Raw genomic sequence first — 16,140 nt, 5'->3', positions numbered from 1 at the left:
CCTTCTCTTATACTTTTTAGGATGCAACCGGTTTTTCCTTCGGCATAGCGGTTTTCTTCCGTGTGAACAACCGTTTTACCCAACCGTTAAATTGATAGATCATTTGATAGGCAACCGGTACGATAAACAAGGTCAGGATCGTGGATGTGGTCAGCCCGCCAATAACAACGACGGCGAGGCCTTTAGAGATCAATGCCCCGTGAGAAAAGCCAAGTGCAAGCGGGAATAGTACTACGATGGTAGCGCCCGCAGTCATCATAATTGGACGCAGACGGGAGATACCGCCCCCAATCAGAGCATCCTTCATGGAGTACCCCTCTTCTCTCAACTGCTGCACTCTGGCAATTAATACGATCGCATTGGAAATTACGATTCCGATTAGCATCAAGAAGCCTATCATGGAGGTAACATTGAGAGTTTCTCCTGTTAATAAGAGCCCTAGCAGTCCCCCGATCGCAGCAAGCGGCAGGGAAAACAGAATCGAGAACGGAGCGCTGGCATTCCCGAACGACAGCACCATGATTAGATAAACTATAAATACCGATGCGGCCATAGCGACAAACAAATCAATAAAGCTTTCCATAATCTGATCGCTTACCCCTGAAATCTCGCGGGTTACTCCGGAGGGAAGCTCAAGCTCATTAAGAGCGGCCGCTACCCGGGCGCTTATGCCTCCCTTGTCCATGCTTTCGATCGTAGCCGAAACACTGATCACTTGACTTTGATTATTACGGCTAATAGAAGCAGGTGCTTCGACTTGTTGGATGTAAGCAATCTCATCCAGATAAACAATATTACCTGTAGGAGCCGTTAACGGAATTTTGGCGATAGCCTCCAAGGAATCCTTGTATATAGGATCGACCTCGATAACCGTCTTGTACATGACGTTATCGAACTTCAAATCTCCTAATTGGGCCTTGCCAATCCACCCGTTAACCGTATCCAGCACTTGTGCGGACGTCAGCCCATACAAACGGGCTCTCGCCTGATCGACCGTCACATCAATCTGCAGCTTGGATTCACTCAAGCTGTCTTCAATAGAGCTCAGTTCCGGAAATTCCTGCATCTTGGTTTTGATCATTTCCGAGGCTTGCTGCAAAGTAAGCATATCATTTCCCTTCAACGAGTACTGGAAATCAGGACCGCTCATACCATCCGCGCTGAAAGAAATTAACGTGCCTATAACTTCTGAGCCTCCAGGCAGATCATAGCTGAGCTTTTCCTCATACTCCTTGACAGCAGCCTTCGCATCCGTTCCCTCGGTCACTTGCGTAAACATTGTGGCGCGATAAGGAATCTGCTCAGAGCTGAATTGATACCCGACCAGAGACTCTATGTAATTAAATTTAGGATTGCCCTCTGCATCCAGCTCTGCTTTGAGCAAAGCTTCCATATTGCGGACAGCAGCATCCGTCATTTCCATAGTTGTCTCCCGGGGCAGCTTGATATCAAAAATAATCTGTTTATCCGATTCACTGTCCGGCATGAATGCCACTCCCAGAAAAGGAGTAATAAGAACAACAGAAAGAATAAAAATAAGGACCGAAGCTAGCATCGTTTTAATCCGGTGCTTAAGCGACCACTCCAGCGCTTTCTGATAGCCTCTGGTGATCGGCCCTACCTTTTCCTCATGCTTGATCGACTTGCTTCCCAGCACAAGCACTTTGGCCAGCATCGGAATAACCGTCAGAGCAACCAGCAAGGAAGCCATTAAAGCTGTGGCCAGCGTTATAGCAAACGGCCGGAATATTTCTCCTACCGGCCCCCCTACCAATCCAAGAGGCAGGAATACGCCAGCGGTTGCAATTGTAGAAGAACTGATCGCCATCCCTACTTGCTTGGTCGCCAGGAAAATAACAGACTCATTGCGTTTCTCGGCTTTCTGCAGCTCGGAATATATATTTTCGATGACGACAATCGAATCATCAACGACGCGCCCAATGGCAATAACCATCGCGCCCAAAGTCATTATGTTCAGCGAAATATTTAACGGCAGCATAACGAGCATCGTTAAGAAAACTGACAGTGGAATAGAAACGAGAACGATTAAAGTCATGCGAACATTTTTCAAGAAAAGAAGGATCATGATAGAAGCGAGCAGGGCGCCAAGCAATCCTTCCTGCACCATGCCGGCAATGGAATCTTTAATATCCTCGGCCGTGTTGTAAATATTTTGGAAGGCAATATTAGGCATCGTGACGCGCCATTGCTCGATCATCGCATCCACGGCATCCGCAAACTCTACCGCATTAGCGCTGCTCGTTTTGTACAAATGGACACCAATGGCCGGCATATCATTAAAACGGGCAATAAACGTAGACTCACTGATTGCCTCAATTCTTGAAATGTCCTGCAATTGGACAGTCTGGCCGCGAGGAGTTGCTATTTCCATCCGTTCAAGATTGTAGATCGTATCGAACTGTCCGGCTATCCGCACCTGTTGGGTGTTTCCGTTCAGCTCGACGGTCCCCGCAGGGCTTGCTAACATAGAGGCCTGAATAAACTGGGTAACTTGACCTGGAGTTAATCCGTAATGATCAAGAAGCGGGGCATCCAGCTGAATGGTTAAGGTCGCCTCCTGGTTTCCGATCGAATCCACGTGATCGAGACCGGAAATAGACTCTAATCCAGGCAAGATGATGTCATTGTACACCTTATCCAGCTCAACCTGGTTCATGCCGTTTTGGCCGTACAGAGCCAAGTAATAAACAGGCTCCGAAGCGAAACCGAAGGTCGCGACATTCGGTGTCTCAGCGGATTGAGGCAGCCGGGCGCTTTTAATTAAATTTTCAACCTCTTGCTTGGCTTCCTCAGCATCATACCCGTTCTCCAGCTCCAGCATGATCGAGGAGAAATTATCGCTGGAAGTAGAGCTCATGCTCTTTAATCCAGCAAGCCCGGAGATCGCCTTCTCCAACGGCTCTGTTACCTGCTCCATCACATCACGTGGAGGAGCTATGTATTGTGTTGAGATCATCACCACCGGAAAGGACATATCCGGCATCATTTCTACTTTCAACTTGGAAGTCGCGTATAAGCCGCCTAACAAAAGCATGATCATAATAATGATCAGAGCGGCCACGTTCTTCATTGAAAATTTGATCATTTGATCCAATTCCCATTATCCCCCTCTGCTCTTTATTTGGGTAAATCCGTGATATCGTTTTTTGATGAAAACCCTACTAGTCCCTTTCACATTATAACGGTTGGGTCTTCTGTTGAAAGGTGGAAAAAGTCATAATCCTCCTGTGAATCCAGTCATATTTTCCTTATGACCCGACTGAGGTCTAGGTTCTCTCCCCTACCTAAGATGGGCCTAATGTCTACAGGCAGGGGAATCGAGTTGTTCCAGCTTATACGAGCGGTTTCTGCCTAACGGTGAAAAAACAAAAACGCCCTCGAGGGCGCTGCGGTGTTTCTATGCGTTTTTCGCATACGTTGCCCGCGGAGCCCGCGGCAGAGATGCTGCCTGCTGCGCAGGCGTTGGTCTTACGAGCAATTGCAGGCAAAACAGAACGGCCTTTAGTCCACGGAATTCAGGACTAAAGGCCGCCTATTTATGTTTATATTATCTACTTAACCGGGTATTATAATCGATTGCTATTTTCGGGTAAGGCACAGGCCCCTAGGCAGGAGCTTGGGAATAGGTACGTCCCAGTAAAAACTGGCTGATCGCCTTGGCTACCCCGTCCCGTTCATTAGTATCGGTTGTTTCCTTCGCAATCCGTTTCAGCTCTTCATCGGCATTGCCCATAGCTACACCAAGCCCCGCTGCCTTTATTAATTTGGCATCGTTCATATTGTCTCCTACAGCCATTACCTCTGACAGCTCGATTCCTAGCCAGCTGCATACTTTTCGCACTCCGCTTTCTTTGGAAATACCTTGACAGGAAATCTCCATGTTAACCGGTGCAGAACGCGTTACCTCCAAGTTTCCCCATTCTTCCACTGCTTCACGCAGCGGTCCGATCACTTCCAAATCATCATGGCGAATACCGAATTTCATCCATTCGCGCTCAAACATTTCATCGGTCCATTCGCTTTTCCGTGTCAGAGCCTCTTCACTGTACCCCCAGAACCAGGCATCATGTTCAACAGCCAGCTGGTGAAGCCTGATAATATCTTCCTTCGGAATGATATGACGCTCAACTACTTCACCCGGACCTCCCCACAGCTCGGCCCCATTCAGCAGCACCATCGGAGACTGCAATCCCAACTCGTTCCACAAATGCTCCGTCGTTTGAATTCCCCGACCTGTAGAAAATATAACGGTAACTCCCTGCTCTACAGCCTCATGAATATAACGCTTGGCCGTTTCCGTAATTTTCTTTTCCTCTGTCAGCAGCGTTCCGTCCAGATCCAGTGCAAGCAATTTATAATTCGCCATGAATATGGGATCTCTCCTTTGTTATTAATGAGAATAACAGGGAGAGCCCTATTAATCAGAACAATATGAACAGAGCTCTCCTTCGAAATTACCCTGGATCCTCGGATAAACTCAGGGCATGAATTTATAACGACTTTACTATTGCCTGAAGCCTGTCCGGATAATCGGTAATTAGTCCAGTAACTCCTTTTTCTATAAGGGCAACCATATCTTCAGGCTCGTTAATGGTGTACGGGAAAATTTTAATATCGTGCTCAATCGCTTTCTTGATATCAGATTCCGGAATCTCTTTAAAATTCGGGTGAAGCGAATAAATCGGAACCGGCAGCGATTGGGCATAGTGAACATGATCATACAAATCTCTGCCGTTATAAAGTATGCCAACCAATACTTCGGGGTTGTTTTCTTTAAATTGGACAAGTTCCTTATGATAAAAGGAGGAAACGACGACTGTATGCAGTCGATTGGTCCGCTTTAGGAGAGAAGCCAGCTGTTCCCCTAAGCGGCCGTCATAAAAGTTTTTTACCTCTACATTAATCCACACGTCAGCGGGAAAAAGATTGATAACTTCTTCCAGAGTCGGAATTTTCTCGCCCTTAAAAGCATCGCCAAACCAGCTGCCCGCATCAAAGCTCTGAACTTTCTCCAATGTCATCTCGCGAATAACACCTTCACCATTGGTCGTACGATCGATGGTTTGATCATGGCATACAACAATTTGATCATCTTTCGTTAAATGCACATCCAGCTCTACCATATTGACTCCCTGCTTAAGTGCTTCCTTAAAAGCTGCCAGTGTATTTTCGGGAGCTATGGCAGAAGCTCCGCGATGCCCAATAACGAGCGGTTTACTGGTTGACATGTCAAAGTCTCTCCTTCTGGTCGATTAGTGGTGTGCTCCAGCCAAGAAAATAAGCCACAGCAAAAAAAGACGACAAAAACCTGCAGCGGTATAGCCAGAAAAAGCGAAACAGTTAATGACCATTTACGCCAAGCTCAATATCGCTGGAACAGCTAGGTTTTCTCACGTCGTCTCTACCTACATTATTTAACTATTGATCATTATGGCACCCTATGCACCAATCGTCAATAGATGGTTTTTAACACTATTCCTTACGACATTTGCTTGACTTTGCCTAGTTCGCACCAGGATTATTTTCTTCTCTTGCGTCCCGGATTAATCTCGCCTTTTATTTTTCCCGTTTGCTCATCTACTATAACAATAGTCAAGCCTTTAAATGTACGCTTCAATTCGAATAGCTCTTTAATCGCATCCTCTCTTGTCAGAGGCCCTTTTAACCTCCGCCCTTTATAGCTTATATAGTAGTGCAACTCTTAAGTCTCCATTCTTTAAACTGGAGATGTTCCTTGCTGTTCTGTATGAGTACAAGATCTAAACCGTCATTTATATTTGCTGGTCATTCCGATGTAGGCAGGAGAATAAATTCTCTTTTTACTGTAACATTTTATGGTTTCTTGCGTCTGTTTAGATAAGAGCCTCGCGGGGTAAAGCAATAGTATTCCCCTGAACCAGGAAAGCTTTACCTCTTAAGGCCTTTATTATTTTTATCATACCTTCACCGTCCGAAAGGGGAGATATGGATTATGAAAAAATTGATTATCGGCATAGTAATTGGCGCCAGCTTAACAGCGTCTACCACTATCCTCGCCAATACTATTAAGGAATATCGGCTTGTGGAAGCCACTTATCCTATTGAAGTTAACACATTGGAATATAATAATGCCGGTTTGCCCGTGCTTAATTATGAAGGCAATACTTATGTTCCTCTTCAAGCGATCTCTGAGAATTTGAACACTACAGTTCGCTGGAACCAGGAGAAATTCGCCGTTGAAATTAGAGATGTGTACGAAAACCAGGCCTTCCGCATTCATGAAATCACAGGGAGCAACGGTAACTATACAATTACCGGGGAAGCCAGAGTGTGGGAAGCTTCCTTCGTCTATGCAGTAAGCGATGGCCACGATTATTTGCTGGAGGATTTCACAACTGCCTCTAACGGAGCACCTAGTTGGGGGAATTTCACCATTGACCTGGCTATTCCACAGGATAGGCTTCCGGTTAACGGTACGCTGACCCTCGAAATTTGGGAAGCCAGCGCTAAGGACGGGAGCCCCCTGCACCTATTGAATATCCCGTTAGAAAGCTTCCGGTAATCCGTACCTGTCGGCTTCCGCATATTCCTTTTCTTAAGCTGGCTCTTTCAGCCGTGACAAACTTAAGCCGGCCAAGGACATTCTCCTTGGCCGGCTTACCTGTTATGCGAAGGATTGAGAAAACGGTTCTCCGATTGTCCATTCCTGCTCCCGCATTGCTAATCAGCCGGTTTCAATTACAGCTCACGACGAATCTGGCTGATATTAATGATGGACAAGATGATCCCTACAACTCTTGGAACGTAACCGATCACCGGAATGTAGCTTAACAAGGCCATCCCTACGTTAAGACCAGTAAATACACCTGTGTTGTTCTTTGCGAAAAGAGCAATAATGAAGCTGATCACCGTAAGCGGAAGCACCCAGCCTGAAGACCAGACATATCCGAATGGAATGAGAGCGATCACGTAGCCGGCTATAATTCCAATTTCCAACAGCAATTGCACAACGCTGATTATGCGTAAAGTGTCTCTGTTCATACCTTAATCTCCTTATCCTAAGTTTTTCACATCCGAATCAATTTCATAATACCAACGTCCGAGCTTAATCCACAACATAAAGTAAAGAATCACCGGTTCAGATGAATCTAAATTGGGTACCCGGGCAGATTAAAATTGTTTATGAAAGGGATGTATTCAAGATATCATTTTTTCATTTGGTTGGGGGCCTTTATTTTCGCGCAGGAGAAATTTCCTCCACTCCTGCAACTCCTGCAATAACATGATCACAAGCCTTAGTGTTCACATTATAACGTATAGTACGCATCAAGCAGCCATCGGTTCCATGCCTTCCGTCAAAGCTCCCTAGCATGGGAATAAACGGGTGCTTTTCAACATCCCGGTTTCCGGGTAAAATGAAGAGGATTGCCGCAGCTACAAGGGCTCTGCTATGTTAAGCACAGTCGGCCCATTCACGATAAACCCTCACTGGAATAGCATTCCTTTGACAAGACATATAGAAGGGGGAATAGAAAATGTCCGATTTGGATCTCTCCAAGTTTGAAAAGAAGATTGAATTACGCCAAATAGAAGCAGCTGATATTGACAAAATCATTGAATTGCAGACCCGCTGCTTTCCAAATATGGACCCCTGGAAAAAGGAGCATCTACGCAGTCACCTTGCCATTTTTCCGGAAGGCCAATTCTGTGTGGAATACGATGGCAAAATTATCGGCTCCTGCTCCAGCCTGATTATCAATTTCGAAGAATACAACGATCAGCACTCATATGATCAGATTACTGCAAATGGCTATATTACGAATCACGATCCATCCGGATTGGATTTGTACGGCATTGAAGTAATGGTTGATCCGGAATACCGGAGAATGAAGATAGGCCGCAGACTGTACGATGCCCGCAAAAATTTAGCAAAAGAGCTTAATTTGCGCAGCATATTAATTGGAGGCCGGATTCCGAATTATCACAAGTACGCATCTGAAATGACACCACGAGAGTATGTCAACGAAGTGATTAACCATAACATTTTCGACCCGGTGCTGACCTTTCAAATCATGAACGGCTTCGTGCTAAACCGGATTAATCCGCATTATTTGAAGGACGACAAGGCCTCCTTAAGTTATGCCACCTTGATGCAATGGCACAATATTGATTATCAGCCCGTCAAGAAAAAACAGTTCAAAACATCGCATCCGGTCCGCCTTTCAGTTGTTCAATACGAAATGAAAAAAATCGATACTTTCGAAGATTTTGCAACTCAATGCGAATATTTCGTCGAAGTCAGCTCGACCTATAAGTCCGACTTTATCGTGTTTCCGGAGATCTTCACCACTCAGCTTTTGTCCTTCTTGGCGGAAAAATCACCAAGCCAGTCCGTACGGGAGCTGTCCGAATATACGGAGCCCTATATTCAGCACTTTACTGATCTGGCGGTCAAATATAACGTCAACATTATTGGCGGATCCCACTTTGTCGAGGAAGATCAGGGGATTTTCAACATTGCTTACTTGTTCCGTCGTGACGGGACGATCGAGAAGCAGTACAAGCTGCATATTACTCCGAATGAGCGGAAATGGTGGGGAATTCAGCCCGGCAATGAAATTAGTGTGTTTGATACGGACTGCGGCAAGGTCGCCATTCTGATCTGCTATGATATTCAGTTCCCTGAGCTGGCCCGTATTGTGACCGACCTGGGCGCTAACATCATCTTCTGTCCGTTTTGTACGGACGACCGTCAAGGCTATCTGCGTGTACGCTATTGCGCCCAGGCCCGGGCTGTAGAGAACCAGGTGTATACGGTAATAGCCGGAACGGTAGGAAATTTGACGCATACGGTCAACATGGATATTCAATACGCTCAGTCGGCGATCTTTACCCCTTCGGACTTCACCTTCCCAAGAGACGGAATTATCGCTGAATGTCATCCGAATATTGAGCAGCTGATCGTTGGGGACGTTGACCTTGAGCTGCTTCGCCGCATCCGTCACTCCGGCAGTGTGCTGCAGCTGAAGGATCGGCGCACGGACTTGTTCGAGGTGAAGCTGAAAACAATCGAGTAGCCGTTTGGTTTGCTCGCTTCATGTAAAAAGGTTCTTGCAGCTTCAACGGTCTATACTGGAACATTATCCAGTCCGATATTAGACCCGGTGCAGCCGGCCGCTGCGGCCCGCTGCGCTCCTTTTTCGATTCTAACGCTCGTACCGGGATCACTTTCACCGCAAATAACAGTTGTTCGAGGGGAACGAGGGCGAGCGTTAGAATGTAACCCCTTCTTTCTCCCCGAATACGAACGAGAGCAAACATTAGCGCAAAACACGGTCTGCCCATTAGAGGCAGACCGTGTGTCATTTTTCCCGCCGCAGCATCACTCAGTTAAATACAAGTGGAGTATGAATCAGGGAGGTTTCCTGTAAACAGGAACTGCGGGTATTTCCTATAAGCTAGAAGCGCAGCAGTTCCTATGAGCAAGGACCGGCAGGCGTGGAAAAATACTCCTTCGCTCCCGCATGAATATCTTGCTTCTGTAATGGGTATACCTGGGAAGCGACACAACTCTAGCTTGAGGAGGTTACCCCGGGATGCCAATGAACCTGGCCGCGCTGCAAGAACTCATTGAAAAAGCGGAAACCGACCTGCTCCCCTCCCTGGTGCTGAAGAGCATAGCTCCTGAGGACCCCGTTGAAATCAATAACCAGCCAGAAGGCTGGGTGCTTCTTGGAAAAGGGAATTTCGCCGCCGTGTTCACACATCCCGACTTTGATTCTTTTGCGATAAAGGTTTATGCAAAGGGCAGACCCGGGCTAAGGGACGAAATCGCAGTCTACCGCAAGCTGGGGAGCCACCCGGCTTATTCCGAATGCTACCATGCGGGCATCTCCTACCTGATTCTAAAACGCCTGCAAGGAGTAACTCTGTACGATTGCCTGAAGAGAGGCATCCGCATTCCGCGTCAGGTCATCATAGATGTTGATCAGGCTCTAAGCCACGCCATCCAGCAGGGGCTTAACCCTAGAGATGTGCACGGCAAAAATGTGATGGTCGCTGAGGGCCGCGGCTGCATTGTCGATGTCTCGGCTTTCTTATATCCCGGGCACGATCCGATGTGGGATGATTTAAAGAAAGCTTATCACCGGTTCTATTGGCCCTTCCTGATTCTTCCCCCGCCTCCGGTGCCAGGATTTATCCTGAATTGGGCTCGCAAGAGCTACCGCCGGATAAAAAGTAGCGATCTTACTAAGCAGAAATAAATCTTATCATGCAGAAATAGATCATGCTGAGCGGAAATAAATCTTATCCAGCAGAAATAAATCTTGCTGACCAGAAATAGATCACACCGAGCCGAAATAATAGCTTATCGTCAGTCTATAACGCCTTCTCAGTCCGGCTAGTTATCCGGGAGCGAGTTTATTTAATGTTAAGCTCCCTACGGATTTGCTCCAGATCCTCCCTCGGCTCTTTGTCGCCATACCGCGCTTGTTCATAGCTTTCCGCAAGCTTCTTTATCGCTTCTTGATTCTCCGGGTATTGACCGGATAACGCTACAGCAGCCTCCCGGGGAGTAGCCGATTCACGGACAGCCTGCCGCGAAGGACGGCTGCGGATATAGTGTCGGAATAAGTACCGGGCTCTCTCCCGATTGCTCGACAGAGCCTCCCATGCAGCCTCTCGGTTTCGCAGCTTATCCATCCAGCTCCGCATGCGTTCAGCAGTCGCTCCGGCGAACGGCTTCCAGCCCCCATCCAGCACTTCCTCCTCATCCACATAACCGGTATACGGGCTATCCTCGCCCTTCCGGTCCATTCTGGAATTCAACCAATTCGACAGCCAGCCGGCCAGACGGATCAATCGTTTGCCCAGCCAGAATAGCAGGATAAGGATAACAGCGATCATAATTACATAAAAGACTGCCTGCACCGCTTTTTCCAACCAGACGAAGAATGGATGCGGCTCAGCAGGCTCCATATACCCGAAATCTGGTGATGAAGGAGCGCCTGGCTCGGTCTCCGGCAGCGGCTCCACAGGATCGGAGGCCAATAAACGGTTAACCCATTCCACGAGCTGCGAGTACAGCCACGCCAGCCCTTGCTGGATCTGCCGTAACAGACTGGCTATCACAATGATCAGAAGCAGCCCCAGAAGCAGAATTCGATTATGCAGAAGCAGCCCCTTGTTCAGCTTCTGCTGACCCTCTTGATTCTGATTGCGATTTTGCGTAATCGAGGTCCACTGCAGATGAACCCGGTTGGAAAAGAAGAGACAGATAAGAAGCGAGAGCAAGCCCAGCCAAAACATAAAGGTCGCATAGGGATTCAGCTCTTCCAGCCGGGAGTAAAATATCGCAGTCAAAAAGTATAGTCCAGGCCCGATAAAGTAAAAGAGTTCGGGATACACCTGATTGATTTGCCGGTATGCCATATATACTCCCCGCAATATGACGATGACCAGCAGGACCACGGTAATATAGCCCCAGAGAGTGGTGCCGATGATATTCAAGGCAAGCAGGAAGGCTAGCAGCACCGCTCCGAGAAACTGCTGCCACTTGCGCCGCATATGGAGACCTATGACGAACACCGCTCCAGCCAAATAACCGGCTGACAGCAGCAGCAGCCATATCGCCATGGTGCCCGCCGGTGCCAGATATATGGGAAGCAGGAGCAGAAGCGGCATGAACAAAATCATTTCAATGACCCCATGCCCAAAAGCTTTAAGTACTGCGCGAAGCTTATGCAATAGCTGTCCCCTCCCCTTCCCGAACCTTTTCTCCTAAAGCCTCCTCGCCTTCAACCTCCGACCGGACATCGCCAGTGGACCCGGCTTCTGCTTGCTGCTTATGCTCCAGCGGAATAATGTCCACTTTGCTTCCGTTTCGCTCCAGACGCCTGATATTGCTCATCAGCTTATCCGCGGTATGGGCTGTAATGAAAACGTAAGCAACGTTTCCACTATCGCGGGTAAATTCTCTTTCCAGGTAAGCAGCCATCTCACAGCTGCAATCAATAACCAGCTTAGCCATTGTTTCATACAGATGCGTCATATGCTCTTGTCCGCTTAACGGAGGAATCCAGACCGGCTCTTTAGGAGCGTCTACCGTATAACCATTGGTTCCGAAGCCAACCTCCATCCCCTGGCGAATACCATCCTCCGCAATAGTAGCTGCATAGCGGATCCCCAGCTCGACCAGTTCGGGATCCGTGACGGCATTCCACATTTTTTCGGATACTTCAAAGTTAAGAAGAATAATCATCTTCTGATCGGCGGTAAAGCCGCGGTTATGCACCTGCAGCTCTCCCGTGCTCGCGGTGGCTTTCCAATTGACATCCTTCATAGAGTCCCCATTCCGATACTCACGAACTCCCTGGATCATGAAAGGATCAGGCATCACCCAACGCTTGACCAGCAGCTCCCCCTGCCAGCTTCGGCGGGTCAGAGGGATTTCGTCCATGCTGAGAGTCCGCGGATAGACCAGCAGTTCTGCATTGAGCGGAATGGTAGTATAGACGGATTGCAGCCCTACCAGATCCCCGCAGGTTACCGTGGCGCTGTTCAGATTGTAAGCCCCACGCCCTTTGCACACAATATAATGCCGCCGGGTGATCAGCCGGTTGGGCATGAGACTGAATAAGCTGGAATGATTCTGGAACATCTCGCCGCCGGATATATTCAAATTAAATTGTTTGCGAAACTGCAAGTTGGCATGAATCAAGGACTCGAGCTTAAGCCATGGAACGGGCAGCAGCTTGCGGTTGCTGATTTTTTCCACCAGCTGCACTTCTTCCCCTTCAAAGACAGCTGAGCGGCTAAAATGACGGGTGACCGTGATATTTTTCAGCGCCCATTTTTTGTAGATCAGACTTTGCCCCGCGATGATCAGAAACGCTACGAACAATGTCCAGGCTATACTCATATTATTCCTGCCTTTGGGCCAACTGCGCCTCTGTCGGAACCGGGATATCGTTAAGCAGCTTTTCAATCACCTGCTCGCTCCAGCGTTCCTTATAGCGCAAGTTCCCCTTCGGCACCAGCCGATGAGCAAGCACGGGGACCGCCATGGCTTTAATATCATCGGGAATAACATAGTCCCTTCCTTGCAGCACAGCGTATACTTGAGCCGCCTTGAGCAGTGATTGGCTTCCGCGGGGGCTGACTCCCATGGCCACCTCATGATGACTGCGTGTTTTCTCCACGAGTTCTACAATATAGCGCAGCAGGTCGTCATCGACCCGCGTCTCCGAATATAAATTCTGCGCAGCGATAATATCATCGGCCGAGGCGACTGCTGTGATCGTATCCAGAGGGTTGCCCCCTTTGAATCGCTTCAATATTGCCACAGATTCCCCGCTTGAGGGGTAGCCCATGCCGATTTTAATGAGGAAACGGTCCAGCTGGGCTTCCGGCAGCGGGAACGTCCCTTGGTTTTCCACTGGATTTTGTGTCGCCAGCACGAGAAATGGACGCTCCAGCCGCTGAGTGATTCCGTCCACCGTGATCTGCCTTTCTTCCATGCATTCCAGCAGACTGGACTGCGTCCTTGGCGTAGCCCGGTTAATCTCGTCAGCCAGCACAATCTGTGAAAAGATCGGACCTGCACGGAACTCGAACTCACCGTTTTTTTGATTGTAAAAATAAATTCCGCTTAAATCAGTTGGAAGCAAATCCGGTGTAAATTGCACACGCTTGAATGAACAGCCGAGCGATTTGGCCATCGCTTTGGCCAGCAATGTTTTCCCTGTGCCGGGAACGTCCTCCAGCAGCACATGCCCGGAAGAAATGACCGCAACCAGCAGCAGATCGACCACATCCTCCTTGCCGACAATCACCTTGCCCACATTTTCCTTGATCCTGTTGGCCAAGGCTCTCATTTCGGTAAAATCCATGTTTTCACCGCCATTAGATTTAGTTTAAGCATTTTACATCATCCTGTCTTTTCCCGCAGCTGAAGGACATGCAAAACGCTGAGCTTAAGAATGCGCTTACTTTTCTACTATACCTTTTATTGCGGCTGGACGACAACTTTCCAGACTGACAGGCCGCTGTGATTTTATCTGACGATAATGCTAGATTTATAGAAACTTCCCGGCTGCATTTACGTCTCATAGATGGGAGCAGTTTCAGTATCGCAAAGGCCCAGCGGTCAAATTCTTGCATCCATCCATTTAACAAGGAGGTGGCCGGCCATGACTTATGCTGATTTATTGCTGTCCCCATGGACACGGATTGCCGCTGCTGTCGCGGCCGCTGCCTTTTTCGCCCTGCTGCTCGGCCGTTATCCTTGGAAAACTATAGCACGCACCACCTTCCTGTGCCTGCTTTTGTCCTATGCGCTAACCGTCAGTGTGCTTTACCGACTGCACTACGGAGAGCTGTTCCATAGACAAAAGGTGCTTGACCGGCAGCATGACTATATTCAGGAACACCGGCCGAGCGAGATGATTCGGCAGCAAGGACTCGTTATCGCGGTCAGTTCGAGGGAAGAAGGGGCAGGCTTTCTCAACCGGGTATACTTAGGTAATTACGGTGAACAGCCGCTGCGGGAGGGACAGCTGGTACTGCGCTTTTTTGACGAAAACGGCCGCCCTTTGGCCAACCGGACACTTGAGCTCAGCGAGCTGCAGCCGGGGGAGCAGACAACGTTGCTCGATGTGGAAACGGATCAAGCTGTTGCGAACTTCCAATACCAGTGGACCCAATTAAAATAGTGAAATAAAGGGGCAAGCTCTATGTCAAACCCCGGGTGCGCGGGTCCGCCGGCTGTGCATAGAGCTTCTTTTTTTGAGCAGAAGAACAATCAGATACAGCGGATAGCTGACAGGCAGAAAGACGGCAACGGACATTAACGTTTCCAGGATGACGGGCTCCCGCCCCAATCCGAGCAGGTAATGTCCTCCTGCCATCACCGCCCCTGCTATCAGCATACATAATGCAGCGAACACTACGGGCCTGCGAAGGTCCGGTTTGGCGGCCGCCGAATAGGCGAGGAAAGCCGGGACGAGAACAAGCCAGCCCGTCCATAGGCTCGTCCGCTGCAGGAACCCCAATTCGCCCAGCAGCAGCAGCGATAAAAATCCGGCGCTCACCAAGGTGAACGGAAAGGTGCTGCGGCTGCTCTTTCCCGCCGCTGGCAGGTTCTCCGGTCCGGTATCGGTCAGCCGTGTCTGCACATGCCGATAAGCTTTCCGATATTTGAAGCGGGTCTCGATGAACAGCTCATAAAAAGTAGTATAGAAGGGCTGATTCTCTTCAAGCCGGAACAGCATGCCGCCCACTTTCCACTGGAACAGGCTGCTTTCTTTGCCTGGCAGGACACTGGCCGGGGCCAGATAAAGAGGAAGCCGCCGTTCAATCAGCGCCTCCAACAGCCCCGGCAGGCTCATTGGATCCATAATCGGCACGGAAATCACATCAGACTGGACAAATAAGCTGCCCTCCCCTTCATTGCCACTATAACCCCGGGGAGCTAGCTTCAGGTCCTCACTTCTCTCCCGACCAGGGACTTTCATGCTGTCATGGCGGCGCTGCCCATCCCTGCTGACAATGAAATGCAGAGCGGGATACACCCGTTCACGAAACTGCGCTTCGGTCAGCTTTCCAGCTTCCCGCTCCTCATAACCAATAAAAGCATGAATAGAAATGACTGCATAATCCGCTTGAGTGTAATCTACATGCTTTCTCCGTTCGAGTTTGCCTGTCCGGCGATTACGGCGCGTGAATATCAGCCCATCCGCTTTCAATTGATAGTGTTCAGGATAACGATTGCGAATCAGATGCTTGCGGGCTTTTTTAATTAGAACAAGAAAAAAGAGAATTCCCGCAGGCATGCAGATCAAAGCAGCAGCCGCCCATAGCCAGTGAATGTCTACAGCCAGATAGACAGGCAGCCCCAGCAAAGCGAGCGCCAAAGAGGCCATAAGCACCCAGCCCAGACATAGAAGGACCCAAGCGTAGGGATTCATTTGGGCTTGTTTATATTCATAAAGGATACGACTGGCATGATCCCGTTCTTGACTCATCGTACTCCTCCTCCGACAGTCCATTACCTTTTCCTAAGATATAGTCTACCAGACACGGGGTCCGTCTTTCAAAGATTGATGCTCCGGATAAAAAAAGCATCCCCGCGAACAATTC

The 16,140-nt window shown here is 48.7% G+C and carries 13 protein-coding genes; 4 read left to right on the top strand and 9 right to left on the bottom strand.

Features of this window, described 5'->3' with window-relative positions; genetic code table 11:
- Positions 1–16: 16 nt before the first annotated feature.
- The 4 genes from PSHG_RS23140 to PSHG_RS23125 form a co-directional block, all read right to left on the bottom strand.
- Positions 17–3,115 carry an efflux RND transporter permease subunit gene (locus PSHG_RS23140; RefSeq protein WP_010278405.1) on the bottom strand — a complete coding sequence of 1,033 codons (3,099 nt, stop codon included), beginning with the start codon at positions 3,113–3,115 and terminating at the stop codon, positions 17–19.
- Positions 3,116–3,625: 510 nt separating this feature from the next.
- Positions 3,626–4,387, bottom strand: coding sequence for a Cof-type HAD-IIB family hydrolase (locus PSHG_RS23135; protein WP_010278401.1), 762 nt, complete (start codon positions 4,385–4,387; stop codon positions 3,626–3,628).
- Between the two features lie 124 nt (positions 4,388–4,511).
- A complete protein-coding gene (locus PSHG_RS23130) occupies positions 4,512–5,249 on the bottom strand; it encodes a glycerophosphodiester phosphodiesterase (protein ID WP_010278398.1) in 738 nt (245 codons plus the stop codon).
- Between the two features lie 290 nt (positions 5,250–5,539).
- The gene (locus PSHG_RS23125) at positions 5,540–5,719 is read right to left on the bottom strand and encodes a hypothetical protein (protein ID WP_026021574.1); all 180 of its coding nucleotides are present in this window, start codon (positions 5,717–5,719) and stop codon (positions 5,540–5,542) included.
- Positions 5,720–5,992: 273 nt separating this feature from the next.
- On the opposite strand from PSHG_RS23125, the gene PSHG_RS28790 reads away from it, so the two are divergent.
- Positions 5,993–6,562 carry a Gmad2 immunoglobulin-like domain-containing protein gene (locus PSHG_RS28790; RefSeq protein ID WP_010278396.1) on the top strand — a complete coding sequence of 190 codons (570 nt, stop codon included), beginning with the start codon at positions 5,993–5,995 and terminating at the stop codon, positions 6,560–6,562.
- A 176-nt stretch (positions 6,563–6,738) separates the two neighbouring features.
- On the opposite strand, the gene PSHG_RS23115 is transcribed toward PSHG_RS28790, so the two are convergent.
- On the bottom strand, positions 6,739–7,041 hold the full coding sequence (locus tag PSHG_RS23115) for a hypothetical protein (protein WP_010278393.1): 303 nt from the start codon (positions 7,039–7,041) through the stop codon (positions 6,739–6,741).
- Positions 7,042–7,535: 494 nt separating this feature from the next.
- Here PSHG_RS23115 and PSHG_RS23110 point away from each other — a divergent pair, with 494 nt between their 5' ends.
- Positions 7,536–9,077 carry a bifunctional GNAT family N-acetyltransferase/carbon-nitrogen hydrolase family protein gene (locus tag PSHG_RS23110; RefSeq protein WP_010278391.1) on the top strand — a complete coding sequence of 514 codons (1,542 nt, stop codon included), beginning with the start codon at positions 7,536–7,538 and terminating at the stop codon, positions 9,075–9,077.
- 519 nt (positions 9,078–9,596) lie between these two features.
- Positions 9,597–10,265 carry a serine/threonine-protein kinase gene (locus PSHG_RS23105; RefSeq protein ID WP_010278389.1) on the top strand — a complete coding sequence of 223 codons (669 nt, stop codon included), beginning with the start codon at positions 9,597–9,599 and terminating at the stop codon, positions 10,263–10,265.
- A 157-nt stretch (positions 10,266–10,422) separates the two neighbouring features.
- Here PSHG_RS23105 and PSHG_RS23100 read toward each other — a convergent pair whose 3' ends face one another.
- Genes PSHG_RS23100 through PSHG_RS23090 form a run of 3 tightly spaced genes read right to left on the bottom strand, consistent with a single transcriptional unit; the run spans position 10,423 to position 13,892 of the window.
- Positions 10,423–11,748 carry a DUF4129 domain-containing protein gene (locus PSHG_RS23100; protein WP_010278387.1) on the bottom strand — a complete coding sequence of 442 codons (1,326 nt, stop codon included), beginning with the start codon at positions 11,746–11,748 and terminating at the stop codon, positions 10,423–10,425.
- Positions 11,741–12,922, bottom strand: a complete 1,182-nt coding sequence (locus tag PSHG_RS28785) for a DUF58 domain-containing protein (RefSeq protein ID WP_010278385.1) — start codon at positions 12,920–12,922, stop codon at positions 11,741–11,743. The genes PSHG_RS23100 and PSHG_RS28785 overlap by 8 nt, the downstream gene beginning before the upstream one ends.
- 1 nt (position 12,923) lies before the next feature.
- Positions 12,924–13,892: an AAA family ATPase gene (locus PSHG_RS23090; RefSeq protein ID WP_010278382.1), complete on the bottom strand. Its 969-nt coding sequence runs from the start codon at positions 13,890–13,892 to the stop codon at positions 12,924–12,926.
- Between the two features lie 300 nt (positions 13,893–14,192).
- On the opposite strand from PSHG_RS23090, the gene PSHG_RS23085 reads away from it, so the two are divergent.
- Positions 14,193–14,714: a hypothetical protein gene (locus tag PSHG_RS23085; RefSeq protein ID WP_010278380.1), complete on the top strand. Its 522-nt coding sequence runs from the start codon at positions 14,193–14,195 to the stop codon at positions 14,712–14,714.
- 24 nt (positions 14,715–14,738) lie between these two features.
- On the opposite strand, the gene PSHG_RS23080 is transcribed toward PSHG_RS23085, so the two are convergent.
- Positions 14,739–16,025: a hypothetical protein gene (locus PSHG_RS23080; RefSeq protein ID WP_010278376.1), complete on the bottom strand. Its 1,287-nt coding sequence runs from the start codon at positions 16,023–16,025 to the stop codon at positions 14,739–14,741.
- Positions 16,026–16,140 lie beyond the last annotated feature (115 nt).

Source organism: Paenibacillus senegalensis JC66 (genome assembly GCF_000285515.1).
GTDB classification, from domain to species: domain Bacteria; phylum Bacillota; class Bacilli; order Paenibacillales; family NBRC-103111; genus Paenibacillus_L; species Paenibacillus_L senegalensis.
The sequence above is the reverse complement of the archived record's forward strand: the minus strand, read 5'-3'. Positions and strand labels throughout refer to the sequence as shown.